Genomic DNA, 24,963 nt, shown 5'->3' on the forward strand with positions numbered 1-24,963 from the left:
AAGAGCAATGGCAGATTTGCCAATCTTTGCAAAGCTCAAAATTAACAAAAAATATTCCGATAATTTTTATGGGAAACACACAAAATGAAATCAATCAAATTAAGAGATTAAATATTGAGAACTTCGATAATATTAATATGCCCATACAAGTAGATGAATTTTTAACAGAAATAAAGTTGCATTTGCAAATATTTTCATTAAAAAAACAACTGCAATCTCAAAATCAAATCTTACAAGAAGAAATACTCTTAAGAGAAAATGTAGAAAATGAAGTTAAAAAGCATAAATCCACCTTAGAAAATCTCATAGAAAACTTGCCAGGAATGGTTTACCAAAGTAATCATGACTGTCATTTAGTGATGAATTTGGTTAGCGATAGTTGTTATAGTTTGACTGGCTATCAATCTCAAGATTTTATTCAAAATCAAATTTCCTATAACCAATTAATTCATCTTGAAGATAGAAAATTAATTTGTAGACAAAGACAAAAAGCTCTAGTCAAACATCAACCATTTCAGTTAGTTTATCGGATAATTACAGCAAATCAAGAACTAAAGTGGGTTTGGGAACAAGGCAAAGGAATTTATTGTTGTGATGGCAAAATTTTAGCAATTAAAGGTTTAATCAAGGTTTAATCATAGATATTACAGCTCAAAAACAAGTAGAAGCAGAACTAACTAAGCAAAATTTAGCTTTACAAAAAACTGAAACAGCTTTAATTATTGTTAATCATAAACTCCAAAAACTTGCCAAATTAGATGGTTTAACTGGTATTGCAAATCGTCGTGATTTTGATGAATCTTGAGAAAAAGAATGCTTTAGACTTAACACAACAAAATCACCTTTATCTTTGATTTTATGTGATGTAGGTTATTTTAAAAATTACAATGATTATTATGGTCATTTAGCAGGAGATGATTGTTTAAGAAAAATTGCTCAAACTATTAGTAAAAATATTAAAGGTTCAGCAGATTTGGTAGCTCGTTATGGAGGAGAGGAATTTGGGATAATTTTACCGGATACATCTGCTAAAAAGGCAAAAAAAGTAGCAGAGTTAATTCTTGCAGCTATTCATCAACTACACATCGATCATTGTGCTTTTGAAATCAGGAAATACATTACAGTAAGTATAGGAATAGCAAGTATTATTCCCACTCAACTAGATTCTTCAGAATCTTTAATAGCTAAAGCGGATCAAGCACTTTATCAAGCTAAAGAACAAGATCGCGATCGCATAGTTTTTTTTGATAACAATGATTATAAACATACTCAAACTTATCTGAAAAATAATAATTTGGTAGTCCTACATAGTAATGTTAAGTGGAGACAAACAACACTTAGAAAGAGAGTAAGATACTCCCCATGACTATACTGTGACAAAAATAATTAAAAAGGGAGCAAGATGCTCCCACTGGTTATATCATGTCCGGTTGAATACTTATAAATAAATGACGGAGGAGTCAGGAGTCAGGAGGGAAGAAAGAATAAAGAGGAGAAAAAGGAGAAAGTTTTTTTATCACTAATTATCCGGACATGATATTATACCATTACAATACACCACTACCTCCTCATCAATGTTAACTAGCTATCAGCTTTTCCGTTCCGGAATGCTCCGCAAACAGCATTTAGCTGTCAGCTGAAAGTTCAAGGGTTTAAGTCCCCCACTATATTTGAAAAAGCGCGTGGTGCGCCTTTTATGGGGGTTTGAATTCCCCATTATACACCTTGAGAAGCTGATTGCTGATTGCTGATTGCTGAGTGCTACTTCAATGTTGAGATGGTAATTAAAATAGCATTATATTCAGAAATGGTATTATATACTCCTATTCAGGAGATATGATATTATTGGTGCGATCGATATCATTTTCTCAATTATCTTCTGTTCTGACAACGCCAGATTTTTCTTTCTTCTTTCTGCTATAAGTTTTAGACCAGCAAGTTGACGAAGTTCTTCTCATATTATGCCAGTTTAATAGTAGACATTTCCTCTTTTTCCCTACTACCTGCTCCCTACTGCCTACTCCCTCTTTTCTGGAGATGTCTAGTGTTTAAGAATAGGAAAAACTTTCTTCTTCTTCACTCCTGACTCCTGACTCCTGACTCCTCTTCGGACATGATATTGCTACAACTTCCAAATTAAAATCCGACCTCCTTCACCACCACTAACTAGAGTTTTACCATCTGGAGTAAATTGCACTGGATGATAACCACAAAGACTATCTAATAATTTTCCTGTCTGCAAATTCCACAATTTAACCGTACCATCTAGACTTCCACTAGCAAGAATTTGACTATCGGGACTAATAGCAACAGATAAAACTGCACGAGAATGACCTTTGAATATATTCAGTAACTCACCTGTGCGAACATTCCAGAGTTTTATAGTTCGATCTGCACCACCACTTGCGATCGCTTGAGTATCTGAAGTAAAAGCAACTGAATATACTCCTCCAGAATGTCCCCTCAAAGTTTTCAGACTGACACAGGTTCCTGCTTGCCAAATTTTGATGGAACTGTCAGCACTACTGCTAGCAAAAATGTGATTTTGAGGATGATTTTTTGCTGTACCACTATTATTAACTTTGGCATAAGTGACACAGAAAACTTTATCTAAATGTTCATGTAATTTGCAAAGTAATTCTCCATTACGTTGATTCCAAAGTTTAATTGTATGGTCAGCACTGCCACTTATTACAGTTTCATTATCTGGACTAATAGCTACTGACAAAATAGCACCACCCCCATGACTATAAGGAGAACCTAAATGGCTATAAAATCTGTCTGCAATTGTTTTTTTCTGTAAGTTCCAAGCTAATATTGTTCTATCATCTCCACCACTGAATATTCTTCTACCATCAGCAGTAATAGCTATTGCATATACTTCGGCAGTGTGACCTAAAAATTTATGCAAAAGTTGTCCTGTTTTGAGATTCCATAGTCTAATTATTTTGTCATCGCTGCCTGTTACTAAAGTAAAACCATGGGGACTGATAGCTAAGGTGTTTATAGTAACGTTATGCTCTTGGATAATTTGTACACTTTTCCATAACTGAGAGAGTTTTAAATAGTTTCTAATTTTGGTTTTTGTTGAAGATGAATTTGCTTTTTTCTTTTCAAATTCTATGACATTATTCAGTGGTTTTGATTGATAGTTAAGATGTGGTTCTTCTGATAATTTTTGAGTGCTTTGATAGTGGCTATTGATGTTGTTATGAAATATTTTTCCTAGCTTATATTCATTTGATTCTGCTAGATTTTGTCTATTTTTCCATGCTTCTACTTCTGCTTGTACAATGATACTGATATGAGGTACTTTCTCCGGCTCTTTTTGAGTAGTTTGTATTTCTTCTAAAGATTTCTTTTCTGCTCGATCAATCTGAGTTTTTTGGTTAATATTCGGAGTTGATATATGGGAAATTTCTGTTAGTAATTCTGTAGCTGATTGATATCTTTCTTTTACTAGGTCTTTGACTAATTTATCTAAGACTTTTTCTAGGCGATCGCTAATTTCTCTTCCTTGTTGAACTAGATGCGATCGCCAGATTAATTCTCCACTAAATGGCTCAAATAGTTGGTTAGGTGCTACTTTAGTTAGCAAGTGAATACAGGTCATACCTAAACTGTAGAGGTCACTAGCTGGATATGCTTTACCTCCGCGTATTTGTTCTATTGGAGCATATCCTAATGTACCAGTTATAGTACCAATTTCACTCGCAAAATCCTGACTATTTAGTTTGGCAACTCCAAAATCTATTAAGACTAATTGATGTTTTCCTTTTTCTGGTGATTTTGAAGTATTAAATCGTAATATGTTTTCTGGTTTTATATCTCTATGAATTACTTTTTCTTCGTGAATAAATTTTAATAATGGCAATAGTTCTAATAATATTTCCCAGATTTTATTCTCGCTAAATACACCTTGTTCTTCTAATTCTTGGATAAGAGTTTTTCCGGCGATAAATTGTTCTACCAAATAAAGATTTTCTTGCTCTTCAAAGTAAGCATATAAAGTGGGGATTTGAGGATTATCTCCCAATTTTAATAGTTGCTCTGCTTCTCTTTTAAATAATTCTGATGCTTTTTCAGTAGAGATTAAGTTGTGATTTTGTGGAAAAAATTGTTTGACTACGCAGGATGTATTAAATCTATCTAAATCCACTGCTAAAAAAGTTCTGCCAAAGCTGCCGTTGCCAATAGGTTTAATTACTTGATAATGTCCTCGCAGTAACAATTTTGAACCGCAAGCTTGGCAAAATTCTACATCGTTGGGATTTTGAGGTTGTTGGCAATGTAAGTTGAGGCAATAACTCATAGAAAAAAATTAGTAAATTTAATACTTAATAGAAATTTGTACTGCTTCTTCCTCAGATTTGTTATATATTTTGTAAGCATTTAGCAGTCAGGATTCAGCTATCAGCTATTAATTCATTACCTTTATAGCAGGAATTAGTATTGAGAGATTTAAGGATAATTCAAAGTATTGGAAAAAAAACTAACCTTGACCTTAGCAGTGTATATTCATTATTTGTGAAACAGCTAAAAGCTGACTGCGAGCTAGCTGAATGCTTACTATATTTTTTTATTTTATAAAAATCTCATAGATACTATAGTATCCATAATTTACTCAAATTCTCATAAAAATCAGTAAATTAAATAAAATTTTAATGATTATTAGTCAATTCAGTATTGACTATAACAAAATAGGTATGATATAAGATTTATTAAGAGTTAAACTGAGTTTGATTATGGAAAATAGTGGTTGGCTTGATTTACTGAGTGGTGGTTTAGCAGTAGCAATTTTAATTGGGGGATTAATATTATTATTTAAAGGTATTTCTTCAATGCCAAAATAAAAACTTTAGACGGAGGAGTCAGTCCTCAGTCCTCAGGAGAGAAGAAAGAAGAAGAAACAGCAGGAGAAGGAGAAAGTGGCGTTGGTGATGCGTGGTTATGATTGTGCTTTAATGGCAATTGTCTAACTATTAACTGAAAAGCATTTTATATTTCGCTAAATTTAGGTTTCATAGCTTGATTCACCAACGCCGAGAAAGTTTTTTTATGACTAATTATCCGAACATGATATAAAACCTTAGACGGAGGAGTCAGGAGGACTGAGTCAGGAGTCAGGAGGGAAGAAAGAAGAACAGAAGGAGAAAGTTTTTTTATGACTAATTATCCGAACATGATATAAAACCTTGGAAAGCTTTTCTGAACTTTTCACCTGGTTGTTATAGTAGGTTAGAACTTATGCTGATGATGAACCGAATAAGAAGAAATGTTTTTCCCGCTGTTCTCTGTTCCCTGCTATAAAATAGAAAAAACTGAACCAAATCCAAAAACAATGAGTGGGCAAACTCCCGACGGATTTTATGAATTAACTTCTGAGTCTGACAACTTTCAGCTAACTCCAGGATTACTTGTCAATTTGCCTGGTGGTCTACTTGGTTTATAGCGGTTTTCATTAATATAGAATACAACTATTTATGCAACTTATTAAACTTTAGGTATATCTATGAATTTTTACTGTAGTCTACCTTTGTGAAAACCGCTATAAGTGGCAATGACTCAATTATTGGAGCTATAGATGCATAAGTTATTAACGGCAATCAAGATAATCATACAATCAATGGAAATCAAGGAAACGATACGATACTTGGTGGCAAAAATTTAGACTTAATTTTCGGTGGTGATAATGATGATTTCTTGAGTGGAAATTTAGGAAATGATGAGATTCATGGCGATGTGGGAAACGATGTATTAAGAGGAGGAAAAGAAAGTGATTTTCTGATTGGTGGTACGGGAAATGATAGTTTGTATGGGGATTTAGGAATAGATGCTTTGTTCTGTTTCGAGTTTAATTACATCTAATTGTAATGGAAATTTTCTGGTCATTTTCTGTGTTTAATTATTATCAAAAGTTACCGTAGGTTGGGTTAAGCGAAAGCGCAACCCAACAGATGTAACGAAGTCAGAAGTCAAAACTCAGAAGTCAGAAGTTGTTTTTGTAAGGGAAATTTGAGCAAGTCTCCAAAAACATTTCGCCTTCAAAGGTGGGGTTGCGCGACCCAATTATTTTGATAAGTTTGTTGTTAGGTTTGCTTAACTTCTTTCTTCTCAAAGCAGATACAAATTTGTTGTTGGGTTTCCTTTGCTCCGCAACGCTTACGCGAACGTCAACCCAACCTACAAAATGCTTAATTATTAACTATTTGGTAATTCTTTTGTGCGGATACAAATTTATTGTTGGGTTTCCTTTTCTCCGCAACGCTTACGCGAACGTCAACCCAACCTACAAAATGCCTAATTATTAACTATTTGGCAACTCTAAAGTTAAAACAGAACCAACAGTCACCGTATGAGTATGAGTAGAAACCACAACAGCACCAAGTCGAGTATCATAGCAACCTACCCAAGCAGCAGAATGACTTTATGTATTAGATAAACGTATAACCATATTAGTGCCCTACGTTCAATTACAACACCCTGTTGCCACTGAATATTAGAGGGTATTTTCAAACCTTTCAAGTCAGCAGGTTCAATAATACCATCAGCATTAGTTATTTCAATATGAATATGTTGATATGGCATTCCATCAGTAGTTTGATGGGAAATTAAATTAAGTTGTATAGCGGTTATTTCAGTTATCAGTTATCAGTTAAAAGGTGAGACTTGAAACCAAAATTTTTCGGTCATATACACAAGTTTATTTTTGACTATTGATAGTCTAACATGGCCTATAATAGGGGTTTTCTGCTAGGTATTAATATCATTCTGTAGGTTGGGTTGACAAAGGAAACTCAACATTATAATTATATGAAATACAAAAAATTGTGCAAATACACGAATCTCCCCATCACTCTATCTCTCCATCTCCCCATCTCCCTAAATTATTTTTGGGTGGCGCTGTCACTTCACCCAACCTACGGTCTTTGTATTTATCCCGTAATGTGGAAATAGTCTTTTCAAGAATCCTGTATATTTAATATTAGGAGGAAAAAATATAACAACTGACAACTGATAACTGATAACTGAAATGACCGCAACAAGACTAACAGAAAAATTTGAACGAGCATTAGTATATGCTTACCAATTACATTCTCAACAACTACGCAAGGACGGACGTACACCTTATATTGCTCATTTGTTGAGTGTGACAGCTTTAGTATTGGAAAATGGAGGGAACGAGGATGAGGCGATCGCTGCTTTATTACATGATGCGGTGGAAGATAGGGGAGGTATGGCAACTCGTCAACATATCCTGGAATTATTTGGTGAAACAGTAGTTAATATTATTGATGGTTGTACAGAGTCGGAGACTATTCCTAAACCACCTTGGGAGGAGCGAAAATTACGTTATATTGAGCAAATTCGTCATGGTTCTAAATCTGTAAAGCGTATTTCTCTTGCTGATAAACTACATAATGGGAGAGACTTATTAGCTGCGTTACGTCAGGAGGGGGAAATAGTTTGGCAGCGCTTTCGTGGGGGTAAAGAAAAAACTCTTTGGTTTTATCATTCTTTGCTTTCTTGTTATGAAGATGATAATTATCTCAAGCAAGAATTTATGAGAGTTATTGCTGAATTAGAAAAGTTTTGAATTGAAGAAGGAAGAAGGAAGAGGGAAGAAGGAAGAAGGAAGAAGGAGGAAGTAAGAAGTAAGAAGTAAGAAGGAAGAAGTAAGAAGGAAGAAAGAAAAATCTTATTTTGTCTTAATTTTAAGCTTTTGATTTGTCCTAACCTTTCTTTCGACTGCTATAGTTCTACTTTTCCGGAATTTTTAGGTGCATTGCAATGCACCCGACAAAACAAAGCTACCGATGATAATTAGCTAACTCTTGTTCTGCTTCTAAAATCAACTTTTCTCGAATTGAAATAGGAGCAATAACTTCCCCACCCATTTTATCTGTAATTTTCTGCTCCCATTCTTTAATTGATAGGGGAAAAATTGCAGTTTGAACTAACTCTTCTACTTACTTTTTACAAATACAATTTTTGTCTCGACATTCTGTTTTTATTTGTTCTGTAGTTAAGCGATCGCTCAATTGATGTTCTGGCGAAAAAAATATTTGCGGAAATCTATATAAGTAAAATATTTTGGTAATTCCGCTGGTAAATTATTTGGTTTTCCATAAAAATATTTTAATAAAACCCACAATCTAATAGAGCGATTTAATCTATCTCCTAATCGCCCTAATGCTAACCAATCTAATATTTCTGGAGTTGGAGAGTAACTAAATTCAGAGAGCATGATCGGAAGGAAGAAGGAAGAAGGAAGAAGGAAGAAGGAAAAAATTTCCGTTGTCTGAGTTTTACAGGACTAAAGAAGAAGGAAGAAGGAAGGAAGAAAAAAGAGGGAAAAATATTCCGTTGTCTGAGTTTTACAAGACTAAAGAAGAAGGGAAAAGGAAGAAATTTCCGTTGTCTGAGTTTTAACTTTTGACTTTTGACTTTTGAATTTCATAAATTACTGTAGCATCAAAGTTTTGAACTGATAACTAACTTTTAAGTTTTAACTTTTGACTTTTGACTTTTGACTTCCATATTCTCCTGTTGCTTCTTTCCTGCTGACTCCTGACTCCTCTACTTAACAGACAAAAAAGGAAGAAGGAAGAAGGAAGAAGGAAGAAATTTGCGTTGTCTGAGTTTTATAGGACTAAAGAAGAAGAAGGAAGAAGGAAGGAAGAAAAAAGAGGGAAAAATATTCCGTTGTCTGAGTTTTAATCTTTCAATATTTCCTAACAGTAATTGCAACTACTATAACGAAAATGTTCTTTTCTTGTTGCTTCTTTACTGCTGACTCCTGACTCCTTTACTTAACAGACAAAAAAGGAAGAAGGAAGAAGGAAGAAATTTGCGTTGTCTGAGTTTTATAGTACTAAAGAAGAAGAAGGAAGAAGGAAGAAGGAAGGAAGAAAAAAGAGGGAAAAATATTCCGTTGTCTGAGTTTTAATCTTTCAATATTTCCTAACAGTAATTGCGACTACTATAACGAAAAATTTCTTTTCCTGTCGCTTCTTCCCTCCTGACTCCTAACTCCTCTACTTAACAAACAACATCTGATACCAATTCACTTTAAAGATGTCACAAATTTTAGCTGATAAAATCTTACTTTTGCCTTTTGCCTTTTGCCTTTTGCCTTTTAACTTTTGACTTTTGACTTTTAACTTTTGACTTCCATTTCTGGATGACGACCAAATAAACCAGTCATCACTCGCAAAGACAAAGACTTAAAAATCGGAACTATTCCCATACCCCACAAACCTAAACGACGAACCGCTACTATAGGCAACACACTAGCAGAAAACATTCTATCCAGAAAATCAGTAACCCCTAAAATTACGAAATTCTCCTTTCTGCGCCAACTTTCATAACGCTTCAATACCCCAATATCTCCAATATCCTCACCTTGCTGATGAGCAAACTTAATCACCTCAGCGATCGCCCCTACATCCCGAATACCCATATTCAAACCTTGACCACCCACAGGATGACAACAATGAGCAGCATCCCCAATTAAAGCTAAACGGTGTTCAACATAGCGATCGCTCTGCATCAACTGAACCGGAAAAACATAGCGATCGCTCAACAACTCCAACTTACCCAACTTTCCAGCAGTGCGATACTCCAACTTAGCCAAAAATTCCTGTTTATCCAACTCTTGCAACGCCTTCGCCTCAGCATGAGGAGCAGTCCAAACCACCTGACAGCGATTTCCCGGCAAGGGCAAAACCCCCATCGGGCCACTGGGCCAAAATCTCTCAAAAGCAATATTATTGTGAGACCTTTCAGTTTTAATCGTCATTGCCACACAAGACTGCCAATACTTCCAACCATGAGTACCAATATTAGCAGCTTCACGAATCGGAGACCTCGCCCCATCTGCTCCTACCACCAACCGAGAGCGGACAGTCAAACTTTCATTTTCACCAGACAAACTGTCTGTATCCTTCTGCTTTAGCTCAACTTCCACAAAATCCGATTTATAATCTACCCGCAAAACCTCCGCTGGACATAACCAAGTAAGTTGTTCGCAGTCTGCCAAAAATTCCTGCATCGCCGTCAGCATTACCTGATGTTCTCCCACATAACCCAATCCCTCCTTTGAACTTGGCCTTTTACCAGTAATAGCCAAATCATCAGGATAAAATTGGACAGTACGGGGATAATTACCATCAGAAAGACTAATTTGCCGATATGTAGTAATTTTAGGCAAAATTTGTTGCCAAACTCCGATGCCATCTAATATTCTGCCAGATGTTAAAGAAAGATTATAAGCAAGTTTTCTAGCTGCAACTACAGATTTAGGTTGACTTTCAATTAATGCCACTTTTAAGGCAGAATTTTTCAAAGCACAAGCAAGAGCAGTGCCAGCGATACCCCCACCGACAATAACTAAATCGTAATCTAATTTTGGTTTGACAGTTGTTTCAGATAGAGAATTTTGGGAAAGTTGCTCCATTACCATATTTATCAAAAATAATCAAGTGCCTAGTAATTTATACTCTCCCTATATTGTGGCGCAACTTTTCGGAAAAATCTGAGTGATTTGTGACTGAAGAAGGAGTCAGGAGACAGGAGTCAGGAGACAGGAGACAAAAGTAGTAGGGTGTGTGAGTGGAACGAAGTGGAGTATCACGCACCATTTTTCTGAAGAAGGAGACAGGAGTCAGGAGACAGGAGACAAAAGTAGTAGGGTGTGTGAGCGGAACGAAGTGGAGTATCACGCACCATTTTTCCCCATTGGGGTTGGTGTGCGTTACGCTGTCGCTAACGGCACCCTACTTACTGAAGAAGCAGTCAGGAGACAGGAGACAGGAGTCAGTAGGTAGAAAAGAGTTTTTCAGTAACTTGAGAGTAGTAGGGTGTGTGAGCGGAATGAAGTGGAGTATCACGCACCGTTGAGTTTTGCTCAGTTACACTATCGCTAACAGCACCCTACTAAATTAAGCAGCCAAAAGAGATTTTTGTTCTGCCAAAAACATATTTTGAGATTGATTTCCTTGGCCATAAACATAAGCAGTTTTAGTCATGGGGTGAAAATTTATCCATTCCCATTGTTGTTGCAAAGCTTTAAACAAATAATTTGTTCCTTGAATCATTGGCATAGGAAATTGTTCTAATTTTTTTGGAGATTCTAACAATTTTTTAGGTAGACGATATTTAAGTAAAAATTATGCAATTAACGGTAAATTATCTGTTGTATTTAAATACCAGAAACTTAGATCGGTTTTCACAATATGTTTGTCTCCAAATTGTAAATTTGCTAGTTTCTTTACCACTTCAAAAGCCCGAAAATTATTGACTAACTCAATTGAAGTTTGTTCGGGAATATCAAGAGCTTTTAAACCAGGAAATAATTTCGCAACCTGTTTAATATTTTCAAAGTTAGGCTGCCGATCTTTAGTTACAGATATTGACTGAGAAAATTTGCTTTGAAATGGCGGAATTATATCTTCTTCAAACTTAGTCTTACCTGGTTTTGTTGCCGACAAATCCTGTGAAGCTGACAAATAGCGGTCTGACTCACGATGTTTGAGAGTTATCTGATATTTCGGTTGATGATATTTTTTTTCTCGCCTAATTCTCAGGATAAAACCATGATGACGTAAATCAAAATTTGGTGTATCTAAGTAATAAATTTGTCTATATTTTTCTTCAGTTTGTTGGCTAATAACTTTTCCTTTAAACTGTTGTGTCAATGACTTAACTAAATTGCCAAATCTTTCTACAGTATGAGTACGGTCATAAAATTGATTAATGTTGAGAATTAATTTGTATTCTCTGGAATTAATTGCTTGGTTGCAGTTCTTCATCACTAATTTTTTATTGCATCTGTGTACGAGTTATAATTACCTCAAACTTATTTATTCAAATTTTAAGTTTGAGGATATTTTTTACCAGATGCGACCCTGAGATAACTGATAGTTAATTTGTGAAATATATGGATTAATATAATAACTATTCACATTATGTATTAGGCAATAAATTTTACCTAATATATCCTGGCTATGCTACTATTGTTAAGTTACAATCAAATATTGATAAATTCCGGAATAATCTTATACCAATTTGATAAATGTTTGCTACAAATGACTAGCCTCTTTATTCGGTAGGGGAGCCGCCGGATTGGCAACGTACAGGACCCAGAATTAATGGCTTCAATACCAGGTTTTAGGTCATAAATTCTCTTTTTCTCTTGGTGCGCGTTCCCTTGCGCCTTGAGGCGACGCGGGGTCGCACCGCTTTGTCAAAAGAACATCTCCTATAAAATATTTTAATCGCACTTATTATCCGTAACATTTTTTTTGAGAAATGGTATTACATCATGTCTGGATAATTAGTGATCAAAAAACTTTCTCTTTTTCCTACTCTTCTTTCTTCCCTCCTGACTCCTGACTCCTCCATCGTTTATTTATAAGTATTCAACCGGACATGATATTACTGCAAATTCATCAATCTTCCAGGAAATCAGTAATATATCAAAAATCAAAAATAAATATTCCCCACCCTTACAGAAATTAAGAATGGAGAATATTACAGTTTAACAAACAGTACACTAATTGGTAGTCCTGCAGGCGTAATGCTAAATGGAGACAAGCAATACTCACAACCGGAGCAAGATACTCCCACTTGCTATACCCTGACCAAAAAATCACAACTTCGGTTCTTCCTTCTTCCTCCTTCCTTCTTCCTTCTTTTGATTAAACCAATTTAAGATTTGGATACTCAGCAACCATATCCTCAGAGGTCAAAGTATCGCTACTCGCTTGAGGTGTCCATAAAACTTCAACAGCTAATAACTGATCGCTAGAAATAGCACCCATTTGACTTAAAGCACGTCTGACATCTTCTGTACTATTAATAACTGGTAACTGTAATTTACCTTGAGTACCAACAACAACAGTAACCACAATATATTCCCCTGGTGCTTCAGTTCCCTGAGTCAGCAATTCACCATCAGTTTCGCTAACAGGTAGAGAAGTTTGAAGGTTTTTATCAATTAATTGATTATTGTAATTAGAAAGAGTCTCCTCAGAAAACTTACTGCGTTCAGTCAGAGCATACTGATTAAACTTTGCTTCTGCCGAGTCTAGCTTTGCTTGTTCACTTTGGGCAGATCCATAAGCCCAATATTCAGGGTGACGCAACAAAGATAATGTAGCTTCTTGGAGCACTTGCGTTCTACCCGCAGCAGAACCAGTATCAGCATTTTCCGCTATTCTATCAAGGTCTATTTGTAAACTGCGACCTTCTGCCAATAAACCAACTTGTACGCTAGCAACAGAAACTGTAGGATTATTACTATAGCTGTCAAACTCATCTCCCTGAGTTGCTCTTCGGAAACTACTAACTAAGAAATTAGCGATCGCAATAAAAATCAAAATTGTAAACAGACTGCCAAATCCACCGAAACCAAAGAAAGGTAATAAAAATGGGAAACCAATACCTCCTCTAGGATAGTAACCACCTCCAGGACTACGAGTAGGTGATGTATAGGTACGACTGGGCATTCTAAATGACCCACCGCCAATGCGACCTCCACTCCGAGCGGCTAAAGCTGCATCAGCTTGACTGAAGACTAAAGTAAACACTAGTCCGATGACAAAGACAGATTTTACGATCTGTGAAAGCAATTTTTTATTCATAAATAATTGTTATTATTTCTATACTTCTTTCTTTAATGTATAGCTTTCTTTCTAGACTTTGCAATCAAAGCTTGGTGTTTAATTATTGGGATATCCGTACTTGAATCACAAAATATCAAAAATCAAAAATTATGTAGTCGAGGTTACAGTCTAGTGCTGCTACGCGGAAGTCATGCATTTAAAAGCGAGTGCGTAATTGCGTAATTCTGAGGAGACCTCAGAATGTAAGACGCACATCTGACAGTCAATCATTTTTGATTTGTAATTGTTTTAGGACTTTGTAACTGGTCAGTTATTTCCGCCATCCTGCACTAGGTTATTTCAGTTATCAGTTAACAGTACCTCCTACTAAAGTAGGTAGGAGGCTTGAAATACTGAATTTTCTTTATTTTTTAGTCAAGTATATTTGCCTAAGTCTTAAAATATATAGCACTATAGTTTTTAGTTACTATAACCAGGTAGTCCTGTAGATGTAGTGATATTTATAATTAAATCCCTTTCACTGCCAGAAACAAAACTACAAAAATCACTACTTGTACACCACTACCTATAACCATATATAAATATAAATCCCCGTTTTTAGCCTATCAAATCTCACTTCTAACTTCTAACTTCTGACTTCAATCAACACCACCCCCCACAATAGTAACTATTTCCAACTTGTCCCCTGCTTGTATTTCAGTTTTGTCCCAAAATTGTCTATGTAAAATTTCACCATTATATTCCACAGCTACTAACCGAGGGTTTAACCCCAACTGTTCCAGAAAATCAGGTAAAAGTATATGAGGTAAACAAGTATGGGTTTCTCCGTTAACCTTGAGCGTAATTTGACTTGACATTAGTAATATTTAGATTTTTTCTGGTAATATATTATGAGAGCGTAGGGCTTGATAACGATTTAGTTGAGAAAGAAAATATTGAGTTACTAAAGTTGGTTGCTCTGCCTGCATAATTGCCCTAACTACAGATACACGCTCCGCACCAGAAGATAGAACTTCATCACAATTTTGCATATCAATTCCACCAATGGCAAACCAAGGAATAGTACAATTATTCACAGCATAACTAATGTATTCTAAACCTGCTGCTGGTTTATCTAACTTAGTAGGAGTTTCATATATTGGCCCTACTCCGATATAGTCCGCTTCTTCTCCAATTGCTCGCTTCATTTCTTCTGGGTTTGTAGTGGAACGACCTACAAGTTTCTGAGGGCCAAGCAGTTGTCTAGCAAGTTTAACTGGTATATCATGTTGTCCTAGATGAACTCCATCTGCATCCACAGCGATCGCCATGTCTACTCGGTCATTAACAATAAATAGAGCGCCGTAGCGATGACAGAGTTGACAGAGTTTTTGAGCTTCTGTCAATCTTGTTATATCGTCTGCTGTTTTATTGCGGTATTGGACAAGAGTTAACCCTCCCTGAAGAGCTGCTTCTACTATATTGATTAATTTATCGTTGGGTGAGGTAATTAGATAAAGGTAGGAGTTTTGTAATTGCTGATATCTTCTATAGGCGAGAAGTCCACTTTCTATAGTATAAACTCGGTAACGCATTTGTTTACAAGCGGAACCCATTTGAGAATTATAAATTTTTCCGTATTCTTCTAAAACTCGTAGTGCTTCTTCTAAGCGACAGAAGTTAACTTGTAGCAGTTGTTGAACATCTGAGCGTTCCTCTTCCTGTGGATGAGTCAATTCTGTACCTGGATCGCCAGGGGTATTTCGGGACATTCTTAATTCTGTACTATGCCAACTCCCAATCTCTTGACGTAGTTGTTTACATTCATTTGCCCAATGTATACTATTGAGGCCAAACCTGCACCATTCTTCTATAATTCTTAGACCTTCTCTCGCCCTATCTAGGTTGGCATCCAAAATTCGGCGAACCCCAGGCTGTACATTTTGACCCCAATTATACTTATCGTTCATAATAATTACCCTATAAATTTTAATCCTTATTGTCAACATGACTATAATCTTGCTCTCTCAAATACAGAGGGGCAGACTATGATAAATTTTGCTATTAATATAGACCGTTTTATAGTATAATATTGCCTGCAATACAGAATTTAATTATTGTTCAAATAATTTCTGAAATAGTTTAGCTATCAGGATTACGACTGTAGGACCAAGGTCAAAATAGTTAGGCCATATTTAGATAAATTCTGACTTTAGGGCTGCAAATTTTTGTTAGGTTAACTAGATATTTCTATAGCGATCGCTAAAAAAAATAGAAATATAAAAAAGGGAAGGAAAAAGGAAAGTAAAAAGATTTAATTTTGCCAACTACTAGGGATGTATAAAGTAAATTTCATGGGAGGTATAAGCCATTTAGATAAGAAATAATTTGCTTAATTTATCAATCAAAGCTACTCCAATAATTTCTAATTTCTATGAAATATTAACTTTTTTTGCTCGATAGCTAATGAATGGATAGAAGCTGGAAATAATCAAGAATGACTGGCAAAAAAAGGAACACAAATAGTGATGATATGATTGGATAATACTAGCTTTCACCATCAACAAGAGCATATAGCAATTCCCAAAAAGCATGAGGTAAACGCATTGGTTTGTGTTAAGGAACAGGGAACACCGCATCTGGGATCTGGGAATAGGCAATAGAATAGAAACAAAGATAAAAGATAGGTGTGTCTCACGCTCTTTGAGAAATGCTATATCCATAAACGAAGGATAATTACAGTATTTTGAGAATAGTGAGGTACAGTTTAATACTAATCTCTATTCCCTAAGAGCGTAAAAATTTGTACTTCATTAACTCTAAAACTGACGAATTTAAATAGAGGTAATGTAAGCATTTCCTACGGAATGCTGCGCAAACAGCTATTAGCTGTCAGCTCTCATCAAAAGAAGGGGATTTTAATGAATATAGACTGTTTCAGCCAGCTTTTATAGTAAGTATAAATTTTAACTCAATTAGTAAAGTTTTTATCTAAAATTAAAAGCAATAGCTGATGGCTGAATGTTTACGAGGTAATGGTTTTATCGAAGTTGAAATGTACAACAACCTTAACTAAATGCTTAATCCTAAATAGTATCGAACGCCAGGGAAAAATAGACTTTTTAAATAACAAAATTCTTGGCAACAGCAAATATTTTTGGGTAATTGCAAAGTTCCATTCATCACTATCAAAATGAGCTTTGCTAATTCTAGTCAGACTTATCCATTATCCTTAACAATCAACCTCTCTTTACAAAAATTAAAATATTTCTTCAAAACTCCTATAATAAGAGGTACTTGACAAAATATAATAACTAAATTGTCTGTCACAGTTTCCTAGGAAGAAAGCCGTGAAACAAATATTTATCCTTTTTTCGCAGGAAAATAATCAAACAAATTTACTGCGTAAAATCAACTTTTTATCACCTATTTTAGCCACTGCGCTACTAGGGGTATTTACTTCTGCAAGTTTGGCAGTACCATTTGCACAACAAGTAGTCCAATCCCCAGAAACTCAAGCTAATTCTCAAATAAATGTACTTTATGTTAGTTCATCTGTTGGTAGTGACTCTGGAGATGGTACTAAAACCGCTCCTTTGAAAACTATTACTTATGCTTTGAAAATTGCTCAACCTCACACAACAATTTTACTTGCTCCCGGAACTTACAATAGACGAACAGGTGAAAAATTCCCTTTAATTTTGCAGCCAAAAATTACCATCAAAGGTAACTATTTTAACCGTGGAAAAAATGTTTTGATTCAAGGTGGAGGTAATTTTAATAGTCCGACTTTAAATCGGAAAAATATTACAATAGTAGCTGCTAATGAATCTAATTTAAGTGGCGTAACAGTCATAAATCCTAATCTTCAAGGTTATGGTTTATGGATAGAATCTAGTGGTTGTGTTATTAGTAAAAATACTTTGAGTGGTAATACTGTAAATGGCATTTCTATAGCGGGTAGTAATACAGCAATTATTCAGGAAAATAATTTCTATGAAAATGGTGTAAGTGGCATCACAATTTATCATAATTCTCAGCCAGAAATTAGAGATAATTTGTTTCAAAATACTGGTATTGGAATGAAAATATCTGATGATGCTGCTCCAAAAGTAGTGGGAAACCGTCTGATTGAAAATCAAAGTGGGATTATTATTCAAGGAAATGCACGCCCAATTTTGCGGGGTAATTATATTGAGGGTAATAGACAGGATGGAGTAGCAGTGATCGCTCAATCATTACCGGATCTAGGTAATTCTCAAGAACCTGGTCGTAATACTATTCGTAATAACATTCGGTATAATATTTATCATGCAGTAAAAGGTCAAACTCTTCCTGCTTATGGAAATTCTTTAGGAGGCGGTCGTAATTATGGTAGTATTGACATTGCTGGGAAAATTGCTCCACCCCCACGAGTTGCTCCTTTGCCGAATATTGTAACTATCCCTACAGTAAATCCAGAAACAGAGTCTTCCCAGGAAAAGCTTGTTATGAAAACTGTATCTACTGAGGCAGAAATTCAGACAACGCCAAAGAAATCAAATATTTCAGCTTCAGCAGAAAAATTACAGGAGCAGAACAGTTCTGATAGTATTATTTCACGACAAAGACCGGGAAATTCTACGACAATTCTTATCCCTGTCCCAGCTCCAGAAACTACAAGGTCTAGGGGAAATTCCTACCAGACAACAACTCATCAAGGCAACTTACAAAGACTACTACAAACTAATCCTAATTATCAGAATACACGAGCAATTGAAATACCAGTATCGCCACCAGAGTCAGGGAGCAGAACTTTAGAAAGATGGCGAAATTTACCTCCAAGCAGCACTAACCCAAGTTTTGAACCCACTACCCCAGTTGCATCTCCTGGTTTACTATCTGTACCAAGCAAAAATATTCCCCTTGGTCGTGGCGGTTATGTGCCTCCCGGTATTGGCAGAAATCAAAATCCTCATCCTAACCCTTTGCCTAGACTATCCTTACGTCGTGATTCTCAAAGTCGTGCTGCTGCCTTGGGTCTACGTTATCGAGTAGTTGTTAATGTCAATAATGCTGCTCAGACCTATAAGTTGCGATCGCTTGTACCAGATGCTTTTTCCACGAATATTAATGGTAATTCAGTAATGCAGGCAGGAGCTTTTCGTAGTCGTCTTGAGGCCGATCAACTATTAAAAGTTTTACGGAATAATGGTCTGAATGCCAAAATTATACTTATTAACTGATTCAGAAATCAAACAATTATTTTTCAAAAAAAATATTGGTAAATAGACATAGGCGTGAAAATCAAAAATCAAATCAATTCTTATCCATAAATTATCAATTATTTTTCCCTGTTGCCTGTTGCCTCTTTTGTGGAGATGTCTAATAAATATTTTGTAAATATTTTGTCAAATAAAGTTTTCCGAATAGTAGACACAATTTGGCAAAGTACGACTACAATAGACGTGCTTGTAATAAATTTTTAAGAGGTCTATAATATGGTAACATCTGCTGCTCCCGGCAATACCTCAGTTTTTATACTGCCTTCGAGACAAGATTATACCCAGCCTACTGTGGCCAAAAAAGTTCGATCAAACCAGATTAGAACAAAATTGGACATGGAATTATTAGCCTTAAATGTTTTAACAGGAATTAATTCAGACAGCATATTGCGAGTAGCCAGTAAATTGAATATATCTCCCAAGTTAGCTGATGAACTGACTTTAGTGGTAGGTGAAAAACGGGGAATGTCAGTAAACCAACCTCTGAAAACAGAGGAAGCGAAATCTTTCATCTTAGTTATATGTCACTTGGCAAAACAAAACCAAGCATTAATTCGTCGTGCAGTAGCATTAATGGAACAAGTGGCTGCTCAAAATACTAAACCTCAATCAGTTACTTTATTAAGAGAATATCTTGAGAAATTTGAAAAAGCATATAAACAATATCACATATACTCTGAAAATACTTCCCAGGATAACCCAGAAAAATTAGCTCTAAAATTATTAGTGAATTTGTTATTTTATAGTTCTCCTCAAGGGTGTAGTCATCTTTGGTCAAGTCTGAAATTTTAGATCCTGAAATCATACTAAATTTTTAGTATGAAGCAAAACGCTTAAGCAGAATTCAAAATACTGATTTCACAAAAAATTAAAAAATCAATTGATTGATTAAAAAAGTTTTAAGCATGGTAGAGAATTAAGAATGATTGAGTAAACGGTAAATTTCAGATAATTTAAACTGTTTCATACCTTAATTCTCTTTTGATTTTTTGAGATAAAATTTATCCCTGTATACTAAATTAAAAAAATTATATATTATATGATGATATCTTAAACTCTTGGCTACTTATCTATATAACTCAACTATAATTAAATTGATATGAGGAAATTATTGTTAAAGCTGTAGATTAAGATAATTTTATCTTTTCTCTGGCGGGTTTAATACACCACCTTACAGGTGGTGCTTAAAATTATTTAGGGCGATCGGACATGCACGCGGTCGGTGGTTTACTATCCATAAGCAATTTTACCCTCTGCCTTCTGCCTTCTGCCTTCTTCCTTCTTCCTTCTGCCTTCTGCCTTCTGCCTTCTGCCTTCTGCCTTCTGCCTTCTGCCTTCTGCCTTCTTCAATCAAATGTTTTCAAATGCCTTCACGAAGTTATACTCCCCCAACTTGTACGCTAAAATTTACAGCTAGAGGTTTAGCGGTCTTAAAATGGATCGGTATTTCCAGAAAACAACGCTTTAGCCTTAGTTTTGATGATCCCAGGGTATCAGAAACAGAACATATTACACTGAGGGGTGGCCGCAGTGAATTAGACGCTCTCCACAAAGTTGTTACCACTTATGTACAAGAATTTCTTAGTAAATCTCCTGAACTACCTCTAGACAATGAAAATAATAAAGGAGAAGAAAACAATAGCACTGCAACAGAGTCAAACTCACAAACAAAAATTCAGGAAGAGACCACCGAAGTTGCTGATGCCAAACTTTCGATACCTAATTCCCCACCTCCAATAAACGGTCAAACTATTTATCTACAACCACGAGACTTATTAAACCACGATCTATTTTTGGGGTCTCTAGCGACTAAAGAGTCAGGAAGTTTTATTACCATGAGTATGTTGCAACTATTTGACCTGGCGATCGCTCTAGATGAATGTGAAGCAGATATACAGACATTACCTCAGTTTAAGTCTGACGGTGAAGTTAAACCTCTTCCTGAATGGTTGCAGACTTTGATACTAATTATCATCAGTGCTGGTCTAACAGTTAGCGCCATTAAATTATATGACCGCTACGCAATTAGTCGCAAACCACAAAATGAGCCTAATATTATTGCTTCTCCACCAAGCAATAGTTCGCCCCTTCCAGCACCAACAAATTTACCAACACCAACACCAACAGTAACTCTATCACCATTACCAACACCACCAACAAATCTACCAACACCAACAATTACTAGACCATCTCCAATTCCTACACCATCTCCTCTATTTCCTAGACAAAACCCCGCGTCACCCGCTCCGAATAACTTGCCACCACCTCTGAATGATTTTTCTCGTCCTCCTCAAAATCAGGGAAATGCTACAACAGTAGTTATTCCCGCACCACCAACAATACTGCCACCAGTTCCTTTAGCACCACCAACGACACCGCCTCCAATTCCTCCACCTGCAATACCTAACTATGGCGTGTCAGTACAACCGAGACCTCCCGTGCAACCACCCCCAAATTTGCAAATGCCACCCGCACCAAACCGACCTTTGCCACCAACACTTAATAGAGGAGGTGGGGTAAGACCTTATTTAGATGTGAGTCGTATTCCAGTTAATGTTCCTAGGGCAATTGATTTACCGACCTTGGAAGATGTAGAACCAGTTGCTTTACGCGATCGCGAATCTGTGGTTGAACCTAGTGAAAATACTGGCAGGAAACCGAAATATACATTATTCGATCGAATTCCCCAAGTTGCAGAGGTAAGAGAATATTTTGAAAAAAGTTGGGAACCGCCATCAGATTTAGATAAGAATTTGCAATATAGTTTGTTATTAAATGGTGATGGTTCAGTGAAAAAGGTAACTCCAATTGGTCTAGCATCAGTTGAGTTTTATGGTAATACAGAGATGCCTTTGGAAGATGAAGTTTTTGTCTCTAATATTGAGGGTGGTAAGACTGCTAAAATTCGATTGGTTTTGAGACCAGATGGTCAAGTGCAGACTTTTTTAGAGTCTTTGAATTGAGGAGTCAGGAGTCAGGAGTCAGGAGTCAGGAGGGAAGAGAATTTAGAAAGATTTGTGCTCTGGTTGAAGATGAAACATTGTTTTATATCCAATTCAGTGGATTTGATATTAGACATCTCCAATAATCCAAAATACAGTCAATCATAGTACATAAATTATCAATTATTTCCCCCCTACTCCCTACTCCCTCTTTTCTTAAATAGGGTTTGCTGAATAAAATTGTAATTAATACCTGTAAAGGCTTCCAGGGTTAAATATTTATGAAAAAGTGCAAGGTTTTTGGCTGTTGTAGTCTCAAAATGCTAATACTTTTCCGCTGAAATGCCGAAAATTTGGCCGTAGCAGATAGTCTAAACTGTTGCCTGTTGCCAGATGAGCTGTTGCCTATCATCACCATAAGACTTTTTCAGCAAACCCTAAATAAAACAAATAAAAAAATAGCCTTGGAAATATCACAAGGCTATCAAGCGAGGTTAATTATTAAAAACTTCTTTAGCGAACAGAACTTTGCATAGTAGCAGTTTCAATTGGCTTCATAAAATATAGTTTTAGGAATTGCCAACCATTAGACAGATAAAGAGGTAACTTCTGGAAAAGCTTCACAACACCTAACTTATTAGAATTAGCGATCGCTGTTAACTTTTCATTATTCTTAACACAAACTTCTAGTCTTTCATAAAACTGAGGATCTTCTACATCCAAAATTATTGGAAAAACACGTCCTGAAGTTTCATTAGTCTTCTCAATTACATACTTATCATAATCACGAGCATTCAAACCAATAGCAGCATAAAAATCAGCTCTTTGAATGTCATTCAAGTACATAGTAGCGAACACAGAAAGTAAGAAAAATCTACACCACAATTTTGCTTGCCAGTCATTTAAAATTTGTGGTTGTGCCCTCATAATAGCATCAAAGAAATCTCCATGACGATTTTCATCCTGACACCAATTTTCAAAGAAACGGAAAATAGGATAAATTCTATCTTCTGGATGAGCTTCTAAATGACGATAGATAGTAATGTAGCGCCAATAACCAATTTTTTCCGATAGATAAGTAGCGTAGAAAATAAACTTTGGTTCAAAGAAAGTATACTTACGACTTTTAGTCAGAAATCCTAAATCTAATGATAGATTAAAATCTGACATTGCCTTATTTAAAAAACCTGCATGACGAGCTTCATCTCTGGACATTAAATTGAAACACTCAGCCAAAATAGGGCTTTTATTTTTGAGGCGACGACCCAATTCTTTGTACAGTAAAAAACCAGAAAATTCCGCCGTACAAGAACGTTCTAGAAACTCAACAAATAACCTACGAGTATCCCCATCAATATGATCCCATGATTGGGCAAATTCTTCATCCCGAACAAAATGATGGCGGTTATAATCAGTACGAAATTCTTCTAGAATAGCTATCAATTCATCTTCATTTACTGAGATGTCCATTTTAGCCATCTCATCAAAATCTGTTGTGTAGAATCTAGGAGTTAGAATAGTTTCTTTAGAGGGAACTTTAACCCCTGGTCGCATTTCTTGAAAATCTGGTTTTTTTAGAGAATCTACCATAAGTTTTGTTGTTTTCTTAATTTATGAATCTATGGCTGGTAGTGTGGGGTATTTTTAGATATCTTTAACTTCCTCCCCTGTTTTCATCTGCCCCATTTATGTTAGGTACAGTTTGGAGGATGAGCAAAAAAGTACTATATTTTCCACGCTATATGATACTGGATTGATTCGCTACCGCTCAATTAATTGGCTAGTTGAAATTCGCGTTGGGGCTGTCTGCGTGAGTTTCCCTTGCAGTTTATATGCCCCGTCTCACCGCTAAATTAAAATTTATAGCAGGAGTCCTCTTTCAACATTATCTGATAGTTTACCAAGGTCTAGGGGACTGAAGTGCAAAGTTTTAGTTAAGAATTGCAAAGTATGTATACCTATAAGAAATAGCCCATTATTATCCTACTTCAAATAATATATTTAGAGTTATTAATGTTTTCCACATTATATTCTTGGACTAAGATGGTAATAATACTAAGTGCCCATAACGAAAATTAAGTAACTAGGCAAAACAGTATATTAATTTCAGAAAAATAATTTTTGGGACTAAATGAATAGTATAAGATACAGTTACCTATTTTGGGGAGCTTGCATTCTAGGCATTAATGGATGTCATCGTTTATACAATGGCAAAATTTTGACGGGTCTACTTTGGCTCTTTACTGGGGGTTTATTTGGAATAGGCCAATTTATTGATTTGTTGTTAATTCCCAATATGGTAGAAGAACACAATACTAAAGTCAAAGCAAAGTTAGGTACTTCATCCCAAGGAGTGCCACTATATCAATCGAATGGGGCGCTCTCTATGAAAGCTTCTCCTCCACAAACCCGTCAACAGTTAATGGTAGCTTTACTCAGGTCAGCTTCTACAAAAGGAGGAAAGTTATCTGTTAGTCAGGGGGTAATGGCAACAGGAGCTAGCTTTCTAGAAGTAGAAGAAGCTCTCAAGGAAATGCTTAAAACTGGTTATGTTAGTGTGGATAACCATCCGGAGACAGGAATTGTAATTTACGATTTCCATGAGTTGTAATTTTGCTAACCAATAATCTTTATATTGATTTTCTTTCTTTTCTACAACATTCCTGATATGGCTGCTTAGGCTCCGCCTTTTCCTGTGGAACGCAAAACGCGTTTCATGTCGCAGAGTGAAAGCGGGACGGAGTTCTATCTCCCTAGAAGACTATACGATATTTTTTAGTTGAATAAAAAGTCATGCGCATAGGCGAGTGACTCCTAATAAATCATATCATATCACAATTTTGGTGAGGATGCAACGGAAAATCTTTTGGCGCGCGCCAGGAGCTTCATAGAATGAAATGTTGGGAATTTTCGACTAAGGAGCGATGGATGGAAAGGTTTGATGGGAAAAACAAGCATTTATAGCAATGTGCGCTGGCATATTTACACATTATTTTTTGTACACCTTTTCTAGAGTGCACTTTGAGCTGGACATTGTAAATACCTGAGCGCTCATTGCTATATCATTTCCCTTATGGGTTTAATACCCCACACCTCACCCGCGGTGTTCAAAATTGTTTGGGGGAGCATAGACGCGGAGCTGCTTGTCGT

General features: G+C 35.9%; 17 protein-coding genes and 2 pseudogenes. 9 read left to right on the forward strand and 10 right to left on the reverse strand.

The annotated features are described in order from the left end of the window. Positions 1-68: 68 nt before the first annotated feature. Positions 69-635 (forward strand): PAS domain-containing protein, encoded by a 567-nt coding sequence (locus F6K18_RS14990; protein WP_287521903.1) that lies wholly within the window; start codon positions 69-71, stop codon positions 633-635. A 188-nt stretch (positions 636-823) separates the two neighbouring features. After that, positions 824-1,366 (forward strand): annotated as a pseudogene (locus tag F6K18_RS14995) (diguanylate cyclase); the annotation flags it as partial. 756 nt (positions 1,367-2,122) lie between these two features. Here the strand turns inward: F6K18_RS14995 and F6K18_RS15000 are convergent. Beyond that, entirely contained in the window at positions 2,123-4,312 is a 2,190-nt protein-coding gene (locus F6K18_RS15000; RefSeq protein ID WP_287521905.1) for a serine/threonine-protein kinase, read from the reverse strand. Between the two features lie 1,283 nt (positions 4,313-5,595). On the opposite strand from F6K18_RS15000, the gene F6K18_RS15005 reads away from it, so the two are divergent. Then, positions 5,596-5,868 (forward strand): hypothetical protein, encoded by a 273-nt coding sequence (locus F6K18_RS15005; RefSeq protein ID WP_287522011.1) that lies wholly within the window; start codon positions 5,596-5,598, stop codon positions 5,866-5,868. 439 nt (positions 5,869-6,307) lie between these two features. On the opposite strand, the pseudogene crn3 reads toward F6K18_RS15005, so the two are convergent. Beyond that, positions 6,308-6,588: pseudogene (gene crn3 / locus F6K18_RS15010) on the reverse strand (CRISPR-associated ring nuclease Crn3/Csx3). 445 nt (positions 6,589-7,033) lie between these two features. On the opposite strand from crn3, the gene F6K18_RS15015 reads away from it, so the two are divergent. Further along, positions 7,034-7,597: an HD domain-containing protein gene (locus F6K18_RS15015; RefSeq protein WP_287521907.1), complete on the forward strand. Its 564-nt coding sequence runs from the start codon at positions 7,034-7,036 to the stop codon at positions 7,595-7,597. Positions 7,598-8,038: 441 nt separating this feature from the next. Here F6K18_RS15015 and F6K18_RS15020 read toward each other — a convergent pair whose 3' ends face one another. Further along, a complete protein-coding gene (locus F6K18_RS15020) occupies positions 8,039-8,248 on the reverse strand; it encodes a hypothetical protein (RefSeq protein WP_287521908.1) in 210 nt (69 codons plus the stop codon). A 912-nt stretch (positions 8,249-9,160) separates the two neighbouring features. Beyond that, positions 9,161-10,465, reverse strand: a complete 1,305-nt coding sequence (locus F6K18_RS15025; protein ID WP_287521910.1) for an FAD-dependent hydroxylase — start codon at positions 10,463-10,465, stop codon at positions 9,161-9,163. A gap of 145 nt (positions 10,466-10,610) precedes the next feature. On the opposite strand from F6K18_RS15025, the gene F6K18_RS15030 reads away from it, so the two are divergent. After that, complete coding sequence (locus F6K18_RS15030; RefSeq protein WP_287521911.1) at positions 10,611-10,829, forward strand: hypothetical protein; 219 nt, start codon at positions 10,611-10,613, stop codon at positions 10,827-10,829. Between the two features lie 114 nt (positions 10,830-10,943). On the opposite strand, the gene F6K18_RS15035 is transcribed toward F6K18_RS15030, so the two are convergent. The 5 genes from F6K18_RS15035 to F6K18_RS15055 all read right to left on the reverse strand — a co-directional run bounded on the left by F6K18_RS15035 (position 10,944) and on the right by F6K18_RS15055 (position 15,577). Further along, the gene (locus tag F6K18_RS15035; RefSeq protein ID WP_287277941.1) at positions 10,944-11,141 is read right to left on the reverse strand and encodes a hypothetical protein; all 198 of its coding nucleotides are present in this window, start codon (positions 11,139-11,141) and stop codon (positions 10,944-10,946) included. A 30-nt stretch (positions 11,142-11,171) separates the two neighbouring features. Then, entirely contained in the window at positions 11,172-11,813 is a 642-nt protein-coding gene (locus tag F6K18_RS15040; RefSeq protein ID WP_287521912.1) for a CYTH domain-containing protein, read from the reverse strand. Positions 11,814-12,701: 888 nt separating this feature from the next. Beyond that, the gene (locus tag F6K18_RS15045; protein WP_287521914.1) at positions 12,702-13,646 is read right to left on the reverse strand and encodes a DUF1517 domain-containing protein; all 945 of its coding nucleotides are present in this window, start codon (positions 13,644-13,646) and stop codon (positions 12,702-12,704) included. Between the two features lie 620 nt (positions 13,647-14,266). After that, positions 14,267-14,485, reverse strand: a complete 219-nt coding sequence (gene thiS / locus F6K18_RS15050; RefSeq protein WP_287521915.1) for a sulfur carrier protein ThiS — start codon at positions 14,483-14,485, stop codon at positions 14,267-14,269. Between the two features lie 9 nt (positions 14,486-14,494). Beyond that, positions 14,495-15,577: a thiamine phosphate synthase gene (locus F6K18_RS15055; RefSeq protein WP_287521916.1), complete on the reverse strand. Its 1,083-nt coding sequence runs from the start codon at positions 15,575-15,577 to the stop codon at positions 14,495-14,497. 1,380 nt (positions 15,578-16,957) lie between these two features. On the opposite strand from F6K18_RS15055, the gene F6K18_RS15060 reads away from it, so the two are divergent. The 3 genes from F6K18_RS15060 (at position 16,958) to F6K18_RS15070 (ending at position 21,834) form a co-directional block, all read left to right on the forward strand. Continuing rightward, positions 16,958-18,832, forward strand: a complete 1,875-nt coding sequence (locus F6K18_RS15060; RefSeq protein ID WP_287521917.1) for a DUF1565 domain-containing protein — start codon at positions 16,958-16,960, stop codon at positions 18,830-18,832. Between the two features lie 255 nt (positions 18,833-19,087). Beyond that, positions 19,088-19,663 carry a DUF3038 domain-containing protein gene (locus F6K18_RS15065; protein WP_287521918.1) on the forward strand — a complete coding sequence of 192 codons (576 nt, stop codon included), beginning with the start codon at positions 19,088-19,090 and terminating at the stop codon, positions 19,661-19,663. A gap of 572 nt (positions 19,664-20,235) precedes the next feature. Beyond that, positions 20,236-21,834 (forward strand): DUF4335 domain-containing protein, encoded by a 1,599-nt coding sequence (locus tag F6K18_RS15070; protein ID WP_287521919.1) that lies wholly within the window; start codon positions 20,236-20,238, stop codon positions 21,832-21,834. A 492-nt stretch (positions 21,835-22,326) separates the two neighbouring features. Here F6K18_RS15070 and acsF read toward each other — a convergent pair whose 3' ends face one another. After that, positions 22,327-23,403 carry a magnesium-protoporphyrin IX monomethyl ester (oxidative) cyclase gene (gene acsF / locus F6K18_RS15075; protein ID WP_287521921.1) on the reverse strand — a complete coding sequence of 359 codons (1,077 nt, stop codon included), beginning with the start codon at positions 23,401-23,403 and terminating at the stop codon, positions 22,327-22,329. 541 nt (positions 23,404-23,944) lie between these two features. Between acsF and F6K18_RS15080 the strand changes: the two genes are divergently transcribed. Further along, on the forward strand, positions 23,945-24,424 hold the full coding sequence (locus F6K18_RS15080) for an NINE protein (RefSeq protein ID WP_287521923.1): 480 nt from the start codon (positions 23,945-23,947) through the stop codon (positions 24,422-24,424). Positions 24,425-24,963: the final 539 nt, after the last annotated feature.

Origin of the sequence: Okeania sp. SIO2C2 (genome assembly GCF_010692625.1) — a bacterium.
GTDB lineage: Bacteria > Cyanobacteriota > Cyanobacteriia > Cyanobacteriales > Microcoleaceae > Okeania > Okeania hirsuta.

Bases quoted from the DNA above. Each gene is read 5' to 3' on its own strand.
- F6K18_RS14990 (WP_287521903.1), top strand. From the start codon at position 69: ATGGGAAACACACAAAATGAAATCAATCAAATTAAGAGATTAAATATT.
- F6K18_RS15000 (WP_287521905.1), bottom strand. From the start codon at position 4,312: ATGAGTTATTGCCTCAACTTACATTGCCAACAACCTCAAAATCCCAAC.
- F6K18_RS15015 (WP_287521907.1), top strand. From the start codon at position 7,034: ATGACCGCAACAAGACTAACAGAAAAATTTGAACGAGCATTAGTATAT.
- F6K18_RS15020 (WP_287521908.1), bottom strand. From the start codon at position 8,248: ATGCTCTCTGAATTTAGTTACTCTCCAACTCCAGAAATATTAGATTGG.
- F6K18_RS15025 (WP_287521910.1), bottom strand. From the start codon at position 10,465: ATGGTAATGGAGCAACTTTCCCAAAATTCTCTATCTGAAACAACTGTC.
- F6K18_RS15040 (WP_287521912.1), bottom strand. From the start codon at position 11,813: ATGAAGAACTGCAACCAAGCAATTAATTCCAGAGAATACAAATTAATT.
- F6K18_RS15045 (WP_287521914.1), bottom strand. From the start codon at position 13,646: ATGAATAAAAAATTGCTTTCACAGATCGTAAAATCTGTCTTTGTCATC.
- thiS (WP_287521915.1), bottom strand. From the start codon at position 14,485: ATGTCAAGTCAAATTACGCTCAAGGTTAACGGAGAAACCCATACTTGT.
- F6K18_RS15055 (WP_287521916.1), bottom strand. From the start codon at position 15,577: ATGAACGATAAGTATAATTGGGGTCAAAATGTACAGCCTGGGGTTCGC.
- F6K18_RS15065 (WP_287521918.1), top strand. From the start codon at position 19,088: ATGGTAACATCTGCTGCTCCCGGCAATACCTCAGTTTTTATACTGCCT.
- F6K18_RS15070 (WP_287521919.1), top strand. From the start codon at position 20,236: ATGCCTTCACGAAGTTATACTCCCCCAACTTGTACGCTAAAATTTACA.
- acsF (WP_287521921.1), bottom strand. From the start codon at position 23,403: ATGGTAGATTCTCTAAAAAAACCAGATTTTCAAGAAATGCGACCAGGG.
- F6K18_RS15080 (WP_287521923.1), top strand. From the start codon at position 23,945: ATGAATAGTATAAGATACAGTTACCTATTTTGGGGAGCTTGCATTCTA.